This is a genomic window from Microcoleus sp. S13_C5, assembly GCF_036700845.1.
Classification (GTDB): Bacteria; Cyanobacteriota; Cyanobacteriia; order Cyanobacteriales; family Microcoleaceae; genus Microcoleus.
In genome coordinates, this window is record NZ_JAUBPR010000087.1 from 1 (window position 1) to 14,345 (window position 14,345).

Consider the following 14,345-nt stretch of genomic DNA (forward strand, 5'->3'; position numbering starts at 1 on the left):
GGATAAACAAAATCCAATTGAAAGAGAAGCTTTTAAACAGAAACTATCGGAGTATTTAAGAATAACTAAAGAAACCCCAGAGCTTTTACAAGTATGGTTTTGGGATGAGAGTGGATTTAGTTTAAGAGTGATAAGAAGAAAAACTTGGGGTAAAAAAGGTCGTAGAAAGAAAATCACAGGCCAAAGGAGAAGAGGCAGAGTAAATCTCATGGGTGGGTTGAGATACCATGACAAAAAAAGGTTAAACTTTGTGATCAAAAAAGGAGACTCGGATACGTTTTATGAGCAAATTAATGCCTTAAATGATTCGATAGTTCAAGAATGGAGACAACTGGGTAATCAAGCCGAAAGTTTTGCCGAATCTGGAATAAAGATTGTAATTATTCTAGATAATGCTAGTTTTAATAAAAAGAAAGACATTGTGAGTAAAATATTAGCCGAAATGCCTTATATTATTTTAGAATTTTTGCCAGCTTACAGCCCCGATTATAATTTGATTGAATTGGTCTGGCATTCAGCGAAAGAATATATAGCACATCGACTGTTTAAGTCAGTAGAAGAATTGTCGGAATTGCTACAGAGATTATTAAATGAAGGAGAAATGGTTATTAAATGGGATAGAAAAATCAAAAATAAAGGCAATGCTATTTTATCCGGTTTAGCTGCGTAGCAGCTTAGTAGCGAACGTTACTAGGGATTAAGAGTAATAACTATTCTCAGTTTCCGATTGAGAGAGAGAATGATTATCCCTAGCGGAAAGCCCTCTCTAGTCAATTCGACCAGCAACACATCGAACGGCCGGGGAGTCCAACAGCCGCTGAAGCCAGATATTTCAGAACCCTAGAGCACCTCAAATTAGTTGAGGCTAGTTTGCGCCACTACGTGAGTCTTTGGGCTTTGGCGCTCTTGGATGGCAAGGTGGGTTTTGCCCTGGATATCGCCTTACACGTCGGAGGTTCCTATGGGACAGATCCTGTGGGCGGTATATTGCTAGATAAAAAGATCGAACTGGCGAAACAGTATAAATAGGGAATAGGCGAGCCCAGCAAATAGCACAAAATTTATTATACTTACTATAAGAACCAGCCTCTACAAAATCAGCAATTCATCTTAAATTTTAAGAATTATGTCTTCTCAACATCAGTGGCAACCTCAACCAATTCACAACGACGTATCCAGTCGAGCCGCAGTCTTGCAGTCATCGCTAACCTGGCATCAGACCACTTTTACGGGCATCTGGTTTGGTGCCTTTGAGTCCGACGATAACGTTCAAGATCATCCCGTCACCATGCTGACTCGCTTCGATCCGGGTGGCTTTTTCCCGCTACACGGACACCCGGGTGGAGAAGAAATTTTGGTACTCCAGGGTAACTTCGCTGATGAAACCGGTGTGTATCCTCCAGGATCTTATATGCTCAATCCCGAAGGGTTTATCCATCGTCCTTATAGCGATGAAGGTTGCCTGACATTTGTTAAATTACGGCAACATGGTGGAACCACTCGCCAGCGGGTGAAAACGAATATTTACGAGTTGTCCTGGCAGCCCGGTGCTATTCCCCAAATTGAAGTAAAGCCACTTTATGAGCAAGAGGGTTTTCATGAAAAAGTTTGGGTGGAACGCTGGCAACCAGGCACGGCTTTGTGGAACGTAGTTGAATCTGAGGTGAAAGAAATCTTTGTCATCGAAGGGTCTTGGAGTGATGAGTTAGGAGATTTCCCAACTGGTAGTTGGCTGCGGTATTCACCCAATTCTCCCTATAGTCCGTCGTCGGCCACCGGTTGTCTGGTTTATGTTAAGACTTATCCTCTAGATGCAACGCGATTTATTGTTGGAAAAGACTTCCGACACCCTTTTGAGAAAACTGAGCCTTCTGCCTAAGGATGAGGGGTATGAATTGAAAGAATATAAATGGCTAATGACTACTAACTACTGACCTCATTAGCCATTCATCCGCCGGATAAACTCTAAAGGCAAACCATCAGTATCGGCAATAAAAGCTACTTCGTAAACATTTTGCCCGATCGCCTGTTGAGTCGGTTCTAATAAAACTTTCAAAGCTTGAAACTGGTTTGGTTGGTATGAAGCAGCTTCCTCAAACCGCTCTTTCAGAGACTGCAACCAACTAGGTAAGTCAGTTGTCGCCTCAGTTAAATCGAAAGATAAATGATAATATCCAACATAATGCTCGTCTCCGAAAGCATCCGGCGCGGGTTTTGGTTCCGGGATTTGAATTAGTTCGATGCGTCCGTTGAGACCTTCCATCCAACAGGCTAGGGTGTAACCTGTGGTAAAGCGATCGCTCACAGTAAATCCCAACTGTTCGTAAAAGGCGATCGCCCGGTGAATGTTAGCAGTGCGAATCGAGGCGTGGTGCATTCGATTTTAGATTTTAGATTTTAGATTTTAGATTTTAGAAGGCAAGTAGGAATTCCGGCTTGGGATTAGATTTTAGAGGGTAAATGGGTAACTCGGAATTAAAAACGGTCGCATCTTTAGCGCGAAAGCAATAGAGCCTTCTTCCCTCTTCCCTCTTCCTTCTTCCTTCTTCCCTCTTCCTTCTTCTTTAGATTTTAGAAGGCAAGTAGGAATTCCGGCTTGGGATTAGATTTTAGAGGGTAAATTGGTAATGCGGAATTAAAAACGGTCGCATCTTTAGCGCGAAAGCAATAGAGCCTTCTACCCTCTTCCCTCTTCCCTCTTCCTTCTTCCTTCTTCCCTCTTCTTTAGATTTTAGAAGGCAAGTAGGAATTCCGGCTTGGGATTAGATTTTAGAGGGTAAATTGGTAATTCGGAATTAAAAACGGTCGCATCTTTAGCGCGAAAGCAATAGAGCCTTATTTCCTCTTCCCTCTTCCCTCTTCCTTCTTCCTTCTTCCTTCTTCCTTCTTCCTTCTTCCTTCTTCTTTAGATTTTAGAAGGGAAGTAGGAATTCCGGCTTGGGATTTTAGATTTTAGAGGGTAAATTGGTAATGCGGAATTAAAAACGGTCGTATCTTTAGCGCGAAAGCAATAGACCCTTCTTCCCTCTTCCCTCTTCCTTCTTCCCTCTTCCTTCTTCCCTCTTCCCTCTTCCTTCTTCCTTCTTCCTTCACTTATTCAAACAACCGAAAATAGGGATATCTAATCGGAACTCCCGGCTCTTTTTCCAAATCAAAATTAATCACTTCCCAACAAGGATCCTCTTGGGGATCGGGGCTAAAATCCACAGGCAAACCGTACAACCTCGGCCGGGGCGATTCCGACTGACCGCGCCAAGGCGTGCTGCGTTCCAAATAAGCGCTGATTAAGTCGCGATAGCGTTGAGCAACGATCACGCGAGTTGCTCGGTAGCCTTGAGTATAGAGTCGATCGAGCGCTTCGTGAATTTCAAACCGAATCCCGTCCGGGTGCGTGTGCTGGCGATACCATTCATTCTCCCAGCGGCGCCAGTGCCGCCCAGACTGAAGGTGAACCAGTTCCCCCGTTTTTGGATCTGCCTCAAATGCCCCGTGACGCGGACACAAATAGGTATCCGTTAGCGTTAGAGCCGGAATTGTTTGGCGACAGTGGGGACACTGAATTTCCGGGCCAAACATCGGGTATTGCAAGGCAACTTCAATCATTTATTTGCGTCCCAGCATATTTTCTCTGCAAAAGTGCCAAATACTTTTATTATATCCCGTATCAACAACCAGCTAATCTGCTAGAAGTATAACGATCGACCAACTAATGAGCAATCTCAACGAACCTCTGCCTGCACTTCCTTCCTATTGGCCCTTGCCCGATCTATCCCAAGCAGCTTTTATCGCTGAAGGCGCTATTGTCATCGGCAGGGTAGAGGTGGCAGCGGGCGCTAGTATCTGGTATGGGGCGGTGGTGCGGGCGGATATAGAGCGAATTGCGATCGGCTCAAGTACCAATATCCAAGATGGAGCAATTCTGCACGGCGATCCGGGGAAACCGACTGTTTTGGAAGATTTCGTGACAGTGGGACACCGAGCCGTGATTCACTCAGCTTACATTGAACGGGGCTGCCTGATCGGGATTGGGGCGATCGTCCTCGATGGAGTCAGGGTAGGAACAGGCTCTATCGTCGGTGCAGGGGCTGTTGTCACCAAAGACGTTCCCCCTCACACGCTAGTTGCGGGAGTGCCTGCCAAGCGAATGCGGGATGTCTCTGAGGAAGAAGCAGCCGAGTTGGTGGAACACGCTAAGCGTTACGAAAAGTTGGCTTTGGTTCACGCGGGGAAAGGTTCTGATTTGGGATTTGGTTAATTGATAGAATAAGATTTTAAGCAAAAAACTATTAGTTTCCAATGGCTTACACCGCGCCAAAAATCCTAACTTTTGAAACATTCCTCGATCGATATTGTGACAACTTCCGCTACGAGCTCGCTGACGGAGAATTAGTTGACATGGAACCCACAGGCCCACACGAAACCGTCAGCGGTAAACTAGCAACTCAAATGGGCATCGCCATCGCCGCCGAAAAACTACCTTGGTTCATTCCCCGCACTTGTTTGATCCGTCCGTTTTCAGATGCAGCTACGGCCCGCCGTCCCGATATTGTCGTGTTAGATGAAAATGCTATTGTCAGCGAACCTCTTTGGGAAAGAGAACCTGTGATTACGCTGGGACGATCTATTAAATTGGTGGTAGAAGTCGTCAGCACTAACTGGGAAACAGATTACGCCCGAAAAGTTGAAGAATATGCTATTTTAGGGATTCCCGAATATTGGATAGTTGATTATCGCGGATTAGGGGGTGTGGCTTTTATCGGTAAACCAAAACAACCTACTATCACCGTTTGCCAACTGATTGACCAAGATTACATCCAGCAACAATTTCGCCTCGGTCAACCGATTATTTCTCCTCTGTTAAAAAGCTTGCAACTTCGCCTAGATGATATTCTGCCCCGTTAGGCGATCGTCCAACCGATTTTAGATTTTAGATTTTAGATTGGAGAATTGATGAATCCGGGAACGCAGACCCCAATTGCTTTAACTCAACAATCAACAGTCAACAATAGTCGGAAATATCGGGATTCGTTCGCGCGATAAAAGTTTAAATTTAAATAAAAAATTTTGTCAAGTCTCGATCGAGCGCTAAGATTAATCACATGAATAACGATCGCACATTCAATCCCAACATCCCCCCACAGGCCTGGAAACGTCCCATCGGCCTCGGTTGGGAGAATCCCTATACAGTCCGCTACGCAAGCAATCTCGACGACGGGCCCTGGCACGGAATGCCTTTGGGCGGGTTCGGTGCCGGCTGCATCGGGCGATCGTCCCGTGGCGACTTCAACCTCTGGCACATTGACGGCGGCGAACACATTTTTCGCAGTTTGCCCGCTTGTCAGTTCAGCGTTTTTGAAGAAACTCAAGGCAAGAAACAAGCTTTCGCACTGTCCACTGAACCGCCTACCGATGGCAGTTTATCTAGTTGGAAATGGTATCCAGCGGAAGGAAGAAGGAAGAAGGAAGAAGGAAGAAGGGAAGAAGAAGAAAGAACCGGGGAAGAGTCTAATTCTTCGGGTAGTTATCATGCTTTGTATCCGCGCAGTTGGTTTGTTTACGAAAATGTGTTTCATGCTCAATTAAGCTGCGAGCAATTTTCGCCAATTCTGCCGGACAATTATCAGGAAAGCAGTTACCCAGTTGCCATGTTTGAATGGGTGGCGCACAATCCTACAGATGCGCCGATTACTCTCAGCATCATGCTGACTTGGGAGAATATTGTTGGTTGGTTTACTAACGCCAACAAGTCGCCGAAAGTGATGGTGCGGGATGATGGTAGTCCATTTTATGACTATCAACCCCGGTGGGGAGAAAGTGCCGGAAGTTTTAATTTGTTGGTGGAAGATTTCCACCGGATCGGTTGTGTGATGACGCGGTTGACTGCTGATGAGGAACCGAAAGAGGGGGAGGGACAATGGGCGATCGCAACTATTACTAATCCAGCGGTAGAAGTATTCTATCAAACTCGCTGGAACCCGGCGGGGAATGGCGAGGAGATTTGGCGCAACTTTTCTGCTGAAGGTTTCTTGTTGGATGACAAAGACGAGACAGCCGCAGCCGCAGGAGAACAGTTGGCTTGTGCGATCGCAGTTCGCTTTACTATTCGACCGGGAAAAACTCGCAAAATTCCCTTTATTATAGCTTGGGATTTGCCCGTTACTGAGTTTGCATCAGGAGTTTGGTACTACCGCCGCTATACAGATTTCTTCGGCCGTAACGGCAAAAATGCTTGGCCGATTATTCGCACAGCAATGAAGCATTCCGATACTTGGCGCGAAAATATTGAAGCTTGGCAAAAACCGATTTTAGAACGGAAAGATTTGTCAGACAGTTTTAAAATGGCTTTGTTTAACGAGTTATACGCCCTGACAGACGGCGGTACTCTTTGGAGTGCGGCGGACGAACGCGATCCCAAGGGTCAATTTGCGGTTTTGGAGTGCATTGATTATCGCTGGTACGAAAGTTTGGACGTGCGGCTTTACGGTTCTTTTGCTTTGTTGATGCTGTGGCCGGATTTGGAAAAGTCGGTGGTTTTAGCGTTCGCTAGGGCAATTTCAGCCGGAGACGATACGCCGAGAATTATTGGTTGGAATCAAGCTTCGGCTATTAGAAAAGCTGTCGGTGCAACGCCACACGATTTGGGTGCTCCTAACGAACATCCTTGGGAGAAAACCAATTATACTAGCTATCAAGATTGCAATTTGTGGAAGGATTTGCCTTGCGATTTTGTGTTACAGGTTTATCGGGATTTCCTATTGACTGGCGGCACAGATTGTGAGTTTCTGCAAGAGTGTTGGCCGGCAATTGTTGAGGCTTTGGCTTATCTGAAAACTTTTGATGAGGATGGGGACGGAATTCCTGAGAATTCGGGAGCACCGGATCAGACGTTTGATGACTGGCAAATGCGGGGGATAAGTGCGTATTGCGGGGGTTTGTGGTTGGCGGCGCTGGAGGCTGCGATCGCGATCGGCGAAATCTTGGAAGATGCAGCACCGCAGATAATTCCTAACCCTCAAGCAAAGATTGCATTATATCACAGTTGGCTGTTACAAGCAAGACCGAGCTATCAAGAAAAACTGTGGAACGGTCAATATTACCGTTTGGACAGCGAGAGTAATTCCGAAGTAGTGATGGCAGACCAATTGTGCGGTCAATTTTACGCGAAGCTGTTAGGATTGCCGGATATTGTGCCGCCAGAATGTGCAGTCAGTGCTTTAGAAACTGTGTACGATTCTTGCTTTTTGAAGTTCAACGATGGCGAGTTCGGTGCGGCGAATGGGGTGATGCTGAACGGTTCGCCTGAAAATCCGAATGCGACTCATCCTTTGGAAGTTTGGACGGGGATTAATTTTGGGTTGGCGGCTTTTTTGGTACAGATGGGGATGGAGGATAAAGCGTTTAAATTGACAGATGCGGTGGTGAAGCAGATTTATGAAAATGGGTTGCAGTTTCGCACGCCGGAAGCGATTACGGCGGGGGGGACTTTTCGGGCGAGTCACTATTTGCGGGCGATGGCAATTTGGGCAATTTACGGGGTGTTGACCAATTTTAAATAGGGAAAAAGGTATATTAGCTGCTGCATTCCACTAAACTTTAAAAAGTTTAATCCTTTAACCCAATTTTTAGCAAGGAAAACGGTTAATTCACCTATCAATAAAATTAACCGTAAAAAATTTTTGTCTTCGAGGAAGACATTTATGTTTCATGCTCAAACTTTAGCATAGCTAAAATTTGAGCATGAAACAGCCCTGCTGGGATGCGAGGGGTATCGAACTCGGCTATAAATGAGGGAGACAAAGGGTCTGAGGCAATAGTTGACGCCGATGCAGTCCCTACCTTACCCGTATATAATTTGGAGCGATCGCCAATTTCAAGATAAAATAGAAAAATGTCAAATCCTTTGCTTTCCCTCAACTACGAACCCGCGATAGAATCCCTCGGCGGCGACTATTTTGATGAAGTCCCTGCGGCCGATTTTCCGCAGCATATTCTCCGCTTCCGCAACGACAAATTATTGCCGATATTGGGTTTAGACCCCGCACAAGTAACCGACCAACATTTCATTGAAGCGTTCGGCGAATTTCACTGCGTCCGCCCTTTTTTGGCACTTCGCTATCACGGCTATCAATTCAACACATACAACCCGAATTTAGGCGACGGTAGAGGCTTCTTATACGGCCAAGTTCGCGGGACTGACGGCAGACTTTACGACTTCGGCACTAAAGGTTCCGGCCGCACTCCCTACTCGCGGGGCGGTGACGGTAGACTCACTCTCAAAGGGGGAATTCGCGAAGTTTTAGCCGCCGAAGCTTTGCATCGGTTGGGAGTTCGGACATCTCGCTGTTTTAGTTTAGTTGAAACTGGGGATGCTTTGTGGCGGGGCGACGAACCGTCTCCGACGCGATCGTCCGTAATGGTGCGTTTCAGTCTTTCTCACATCCGGTTTGGAACTTTTGAAAGGTTGCACTATATCGGCCGCCCGGATTTAACTAAAAAACTTTTAGATTTTGTTATTGAATATTATTATCCTGAACTGCATTTAGAAGCAACAAATGCGGGGGTTTCGCCGCAGGAAAAGTACGCGCTGTTTTATGCAGATTTAGTCCAGCGAGTAGCTGAATTAGTCGCTCAGTGGATGGTGGCAGGATTTTGCCACGCTGTGCTGAATACTGATAATATGTCGATTACTGGAGAAAGTTTCGATTACGGGCCTTTCGCTTTTATCCCAACTTACAAGCCGGAATTTACAGCAGCTTATTTCGACCATTACGGTCTGTATTGTTACGGCAATCAACCGTTGATTTGTAGGGACAATTTAGAGAAGCTTCAGCAACCGCTAGCAGCGGCAATTCCTCAAGCTGATATGGATGCGGCTTTGGCAAAGTTTGGCGATTATTATAATGCAGCTTATCGGCAGTTGATGCTCAAGAGATTGGGATTTGAGGATTTGCCAGAAGCTGATGCTGATGAGTTGTTAAAGGTAACAATTAAAATGCTGGCGGAGTCTCAAGTTGAGTATCACGATTTCTTTTGGGAATTGCGAAGACAGTTCGATCGCACTTGGCGAGATGATGCTAGTCTAATTTTTGCTGAGGCGGAACCGGCGGACTTAATAGCACCTTGGCGGCAGTTTTATTATCACGTTTTGCAAAGTTTGTCTGCGGATGATATGGACAAAATGGCCGACTGTTTGCGGAGGCACAATCCCGAACAATCGCTGTTGAGACCGACGATTGAGGCTGTTTGGGAGTCCATAGCTATTGATGATAATTGGGAACCGTTTTATGAATTGGTTAAACGACTTCAAGACCCAGAAAATTGATTGATAATAGCTTGCATTAATAGCGCGTAAGGGCTGGTTCACCTGCATTTTGTGTGAGTATTAAAGATTAGGGTGAACCAGCCCTTACGCAATCTGAGATTATAAAATATTGACCGATAAAAATATAACATCGACAAATAATCACTAATGACTAATGACTACTTCAGCTTTTCGATCTCAAATTGTGCATCTTTGTAACCGCCAGTAAGTCCTTGATCGAGAAACATTTTGCCGGCTTTTTCTAAATCGCTAATCGCTCCTGCTTTGTCTCCCAAGGAGCGGCGAACCATGCCTCTACCGTAGTAAGCAGCAGCATAATTCGGATTGATCCGAATAGCTTGGACGTAATCTGCGATCGCACTATTGTAATTATTTAACTGCTGGTAAATCTTAGCCCGATTAGCGTAGGCTTCAGCGTTGTTGGGATTGAACCCGATGGCTGCTGTAAAATCTGCGATCGCCCCCTGCGCGTCACCCCCGGCGCTGCGAGCTAAAGCACGATTGTTAAAAGCATTATAATCATTCGGATTCACTTTCAGCGCTTGAGTGCAATCGGCAATTGCTTTCGGATAATCCTTCAAATTTAAATAAGCAATGCAGCGATTGTTGTAAGGAACCCCATCCTCATCGCTCAGCGAAATGGCCTGAGTGCAATCGTCAATTGCTGCTTGATACGCTCCCAAATTCAACTGGGTGCTGCAACGATTAGCGTAAGCATCTCCACTCTTGGGATCGATCGCAATTACCTGAGAATAATCCGCCAAAGCTCCTTGGTAATCTCCTAGGTGAAAGCGAGCTCTCCCCCGACTGTAAAAAGCATCAACATTCTTAGCATCAAGTTTAATTGCCTCAGTATAATCTCCAATCCCCCCCTGCAAATCCCCGCTCCCAGCGCGAGCCAACCCCCGCGAATGATAAGCTTTAACAAGGTTCGGCTGCAACCGAATTACTGCGTTAAAATCCTGAATAGCCGTCTTGTAATCTTGCAGTTCTAAATAAGTAACTCCTCTTTCATAATATGTATCAGCATCATTGGGCTGGAGATTCAAAACCTGAGTGTAATCCTCAATCGCCCCGCGCTTGTCGTTAAAATCGTGACGGGCTAGCCCCCGGTTAAAATAAGCCTGAACATATTTAGGATTGAGAGCGAGCGCCTGAGAATAATCGGCAATTGCTTCTTGATACTGTTTTAAATCATAATTAGCATTACCCCGTTGATAAAAACTCTCAGGATTGTTAGGATTTAATTGAATTGACTTATTAAAAGCTTGCAAAGCTTCGGCGGCATCGTGATTGCGAGACTTCTCCACTCCCTGCTCGTAATATTCCTTAGCTTTAATCGGATTCGGTCGGCTCAAATAACTAAACAGAAATACCAGAATTATTCCTGCCCCGAAAATAGTAAAAATCAGCCACCAAAACCGAGTTGCCAAACGTGAGAAAAAACTATCAGAAGACAGTAAGCTCGGAGAAATACTTTTCTTTTGAGTCATATTTACCGGCTCGGGGCGGTGTCTCAACTTGCTGAGAGCTGCCAAAACTTCCTCCGCAGATTGATAGCGTTTGCCAAATTGGTGACAGACCATTTTGTCAATTATATTTGCTAATCCCACAGAACATTGAGCTCGGTTTCGCCACACAATTTCCCCTGTGTGAGAAGGACTCGGATTTTGCAATTTTGGCAAATCCGTACCGGGCAAACCCGTGATAGCTTGAACTGCCATCATCCCTACGGCATATAGGTCGCTGCTAAATTGCGGGTTGCCTTGAAATTGTTCGATCGGCATATAAGCCGGAGTTCCAGTAGCAATGGTGCGCGGAAATTCTGTATCGTACTCGCTGACGTGATTCGCAACTTCTTTAACCGAACCGAAGTCAATTAAAACTAATTTGCCGTCTGGTTTGCGGCGGATTAAGTTGGAGGGATTAACATCGCGGTGAATCACTCCCTGAGAGTGTACGAAGGCGAGAAGTTGTAACACTTCTTCCAACAGATCCACCACTCGTTCTTCTCGCCAAGGTTGACCGGCTACAATTTCCCTATTTAGGGCGTGTCCGGGAACAAACTCTTCGACGAGGTAGAATTGATTGGCTTCTTCAAAATAAGCTAGTAAAAATGGAACTTGATCGTGTTTTCCCAGCTTTTCTAATATTTCTGCTTCTTGTTTAAATAAGCGGTAAGCTGTTTTGAGAACTGTAGAAGTGTTGCTGGGAGGGCGAAGTTGTTTGACTACACATTGAGGGTGGCCCGGTCGGCGAGTATCGACAGCTAAATAAGTTTGTCCAAAAGCTCCTGAACTGAGAATTTGCACTACGCGATAACGCCTGTCTAAAAGTTGACCAACCATGTTCATATCGGGAATTGGGAATTGGTAACGGGGAGGTGGTAATTGGGAGTTGGTAACGGGGAGTTGGTAACGGGGAGTTGGTAACGGGGAGTTGGTAAGTTGGCCTTCTTCCTCCTTCCTCCTTCCTTCTTCCTTCTTCCTTTTTTCTTCTTTTTTTAACATCTGACTGGTGATTAATAGGTTATTTAGGATCGTTGATTTGTGCTTGTGCCTTTTGGAAACCATCGGCTCTTCCTTGTTCTAGAAAGAGGGTTGCAGCTTTCTGAAAATCCTCGATCGCCCCGGTACGGTCTTTGAGTTGGCGGCGGACGAGACCTCGGCTGTAAAAAGCGGTCGCATTGTTGGGGTTGAGCCGCAGCGAGTGAGCGAAATCCTCAACTGCTAAAGGGTAATTTTTTAGTTCTGAGTAAATAGTACCGCGATTGCTGTAAGCTACTGCATCGCTTGGATTGAGTCGAATTGCTTGAGTAAAATCTTCTAAAGCTCCCTGCTTGTCTCCCGAAGCCAATCGAGCTAATCCTCGATTGCTGTATGCTTTGGGATTGTTGCCGTTGAGTCCGATCGTCAAACTGCAATCTTCGCTGGCCTTTTGAAATTGTTTTAAATTCAGATAAGCAATGCAGCGGTTGTTGTAAGCTGCTTCATCTTTTGGATCGAGGCGAATTCCTTCGGTGCAATCTGCAATCGCTTTGTCATAGGTGGCCAAATTCAAGTAAGCGCTGCACCGATTGGTATAGGCATCAGCGAGATCTGGTTGCAATTCGATCGCCTTAGTATAATCTTCCATCGCTCCTTGATAATCTGCCAGATTAAACCGCGATCGACCACGACTGTAGTATACGCCAGCTTGCTTGGGGCTAATTTGAAGGGCTTGAGTAAAATCTGCCATTGCTCCTGTTTTGTCGCCTGCAGCCGAGCGAGCTAAACCCCGATTGCTGTAAGCTGTAGCATCGTTGGGACTGAGCCGAATTGCTTGAGTGTAGTCTTCAATTGCCGTGCGGTAGTCACCCAACTCGTAGTAAGCTAAACCCCGCTGAGAGTATGCCTCACCGTCGCTGGGATTGAGTCGCACTACTTGGGTGAAATCTTCCACGGCCCCCCGCTTGTCGCCGGTGTCGAGGCGGGCCATACCTCGATTGTAGAAAGCTTTGGTGTGGCTAGGATTGACTTTAATTGCTTGCGTGTAATCCTGTATTGCTTGCTCGGTTGCGCCCATGTCGTAGCGAGCGTTTGCCCGCTTGTAGTAAGTTTCCGCATCGCTGGCATTCAGGGCGATCGCTTGAGTATAATCGGCGATCGCGCCTGTTGTGTCACCTTGCTGCGCCTTGGCCACGCCGCGGGCGAACCATTCTTTTGCCCTCGCCGGACTTTGACTCTGCCAAAAATAAATTATCAGTGCCGTCAAGATTAAAGCTGCCGCTGTTGCAGCCAACAGCAGGAGTTTGGTTTGGCTTTGTCTTCGCGGTTGACTCATAGCGTCCGTGATGATTGTGGCTGGCGGCGGCTCAACCTCCAATTTTACGGCGATTTGTTTGAGGTCTGCTAAAACTTCGGTTGCCTCCTGATAGCGTTCCTCGCACTCAGGGCGCACCATTCGATCGATAATATCTGCTAGGGCCGGCGAACAAGTTGCCCGGTTTCGCCAGGGAATTTCGTTTTTGTTGTTTTTTAAGGCACTCAGTTCGTTGGGTGAGAGTCCCGTCACGGCAAGCTGGGCGATCGTACCTAGAGCGTAGATGTCGCTATTGTATCGGGGGTTGCCGCTCAATTGCTCGATCGGCACGTATAACTCCTGGGCTCCCAACTCGTGTTTTTTTGCCTCATGTCGTTTAACCGAGTTCGGGGAAGTTTGGGCCAACAAATGGCAATTAGCGAGTTCCGGGTTAATTTCTTTGTCTAAGCTAAAGTCTACCAACACAAATTTGCCGTCTGACTCGCGCCGGATAGCTCTGTCTGGTTGAATTCTGCGGTGAATGAAACCCTTCTGGTGTATGAACACCAAAATTTCTAATATTTCTGATAGCAGACCAATTACTTTGTCTTCATCCCAAGGTTCACCGGGTATTAGTTCTTGACTTAAAGGTAATCCCGCAATAAATTCTTCAATTAAGTATAAACTTTGATTTTCCTCAAAATACGCCAATAATTCCGGGATTTTGTCGTGTTTTCCCAATTTTTCAATTATTTCTGCGTTTCTTTGAAATATAACTTTGACTAATTCTGGAGTTTGCGAACTTGTGCCGGGTAGCCGCATTTCTCTAACCGTGCATTGCGGATACCCCGGACGGTGAGTATCTGCTGCTAGATAAGTTTTTCCCACCTCACTTGAGTCTGTGACTTTAATGATGCGGTAACGTCTGTCTAGAAGTTGACCAATCATGCTTTGCCCTCTACCCTGTCAATGTTCCATTATCGCATGAAATCAGAATAGCCAAAATATTTGGCTGAGTAATTTAAGTTCGATCGAGCCGTGACTCCCACCCAAAAACGGATAGTTGCTTTGCGACAGGAGTCGTTAGCCTCCCAAAATTTTAGACCAGAGTTGAAGCTACCCGATTCATTTGTGGAGTCACTCTAAAATCTAAAATCTAAAATCGACTGACTGAACAAACGGGCGATGGGATTGGCTCCCCAAGTCCAGCGCTGTAGTCACGCTCTTCTAATATCTTAGAAAA

Annotated in this window: 10 protein-coding genes; 6 read left to right on the forward strand and 4 right to left on the reverse strand. The window is 46.0% G+C overall.

Features of this window, described 5'->3' with window-relative positions:
- Positions 1–670 (forward strand): IS630 family transposase (locus tag QUA04_RS20510; protein WP_333259927.1); only part of this gene is annotated, 670 nt, incomplete at its 5' end.
- 456 nt (positions 671–1,126) lie between these two features.
- The gene (locus QUA04_RS20515) at positions 1,127–1,879 is read left to right on the forward strand and encodes a cupin domain-containing protein (protein ID WP_333259930.1); all 753 of its coding nucleotides are present in this window, start codon (positions 1,127–1,129) and stop codon (positions 1,877–1,879) included.
- A 60-nt stretch (positions 1,880–1,939) separates the two neighbouring features.
- Here the strand turns inward: QUA04_RS20515 and QUA04_RS20520 are convergent, their stop codons facing one another.
- Both QUA04_RS20520 and QUA04_RS20525 read right to left on the reverse strand, forming a co-directional pair.
- A complete protein-coding gene (locus tag QUA04_RS20520) occupies positions 1,940–2,377 on the reverse strand; it encodes a VOC family protein (RefSeq protein WP_333259933.1) in 438 nt (145 codons plus the stop codon).
- Positions 2,378–3,093: 716 nt separating this feature from the next.
- Positions 3,094–3,603: a TIGR02652 family protein gene (locus QUA04_RS20525; RefSeq protein WP_006631343.1), complete on the reverse strand. Its 510-nt coding sequence runs from the start codon at positions 3,601–3,603 to the stop codon at positions 3,094–3,096.
- Between the two features lie 106 nt (positions 3,604–3,709).
- Here QUA04_RS20525 and QUA04_RS20530 point away from each other — a divergent pair, with 106 nt between their 5' ends.
- From QUA04_RS20530 to QUA04_RS20545, 4 genes are all read left to right on the forward strand, one after another.
- On the forward strand, positions 3,710–4,255 hold the full coding sequence (locus QUA04_RS20530; RefSeq protein ID WP_333259935.1) for a gamma carbonic anhydrase family protein: 546 nt from the start codon (positions 3,710–3,712) through the stop codon (positions 4,253–4,255).
- Positions 4,256–4,296: 41 nt separating this feature from the next.
- Positions 4,297–4,902, forward strand: a complete 606-nt coding sequence (locus QUA04_RS20535) for a Uma2 family endonuclease (protein WP_333259938.1) — start codon at positions 4,297–4,299, stop codon at positions 4,900–4,902.
- Between the two features lie 197 nt (positions 4,903–5,099).
- Complete coding sequence (locus QUA04_RS20540; protein WP_333259941.1) at positions 5,100–7,556, forward strand: GH116 family glycosyl hydrolase; 2,457 nt, start codon at positions 5,100–5,102, stop codon at positions 7,554–7,556.
- A 332-nt stretch (positions 7,557–7,888) separates the two neighbouring features.
- Entirely contained in the window at positions 7,889–9,322 is a 1,434-nt protein-coding gene (locus tag QUA04_RS20545) for a protein adenylyltransferase SelO family protein (RefSeq protein WP_333259944.1), read from the forward strand.
- Positions 9,323–9,480: 158 nt separating this feature from the next.
- On the opposite strand, the gene QUA04_RS20550 is transcribed toward QUA04_RS20545, so the two are convergent.
- Both QUA04_RS20550 and QUA04_RS20555 read right to left on the reverse strand, forming a co-directional pair.
- Positions 9,481–11,895: a tetratricopeptide repeat protein gene (locus tag QUA04_RS20550; RefSeq protein ID WP_333259945.1), complete on the reverse strand. Its 2,415-nt coding sequence runs from the start codon at positions 11,893–11,895 to the stop codon at positions 9,481–9,483.
- Complete coding sequence (locus tag QUA04_RS20555) at positions 11,852–14,050, reverse strand: tetratricopeptide repeat protein (protein ID WP_333259948.1); 2,199 nt, start codon at positions 14,048–14,050, stop codon at positions 11,852–11,854. The genes QUA04_RS20550 and QUA04_RS20555 overlap by 44 nt, the downstream gene beginning before the upstream one ends.
- Between the last annotated feature and the right edge of the window lie 295 nt (positions 14,051–14,345).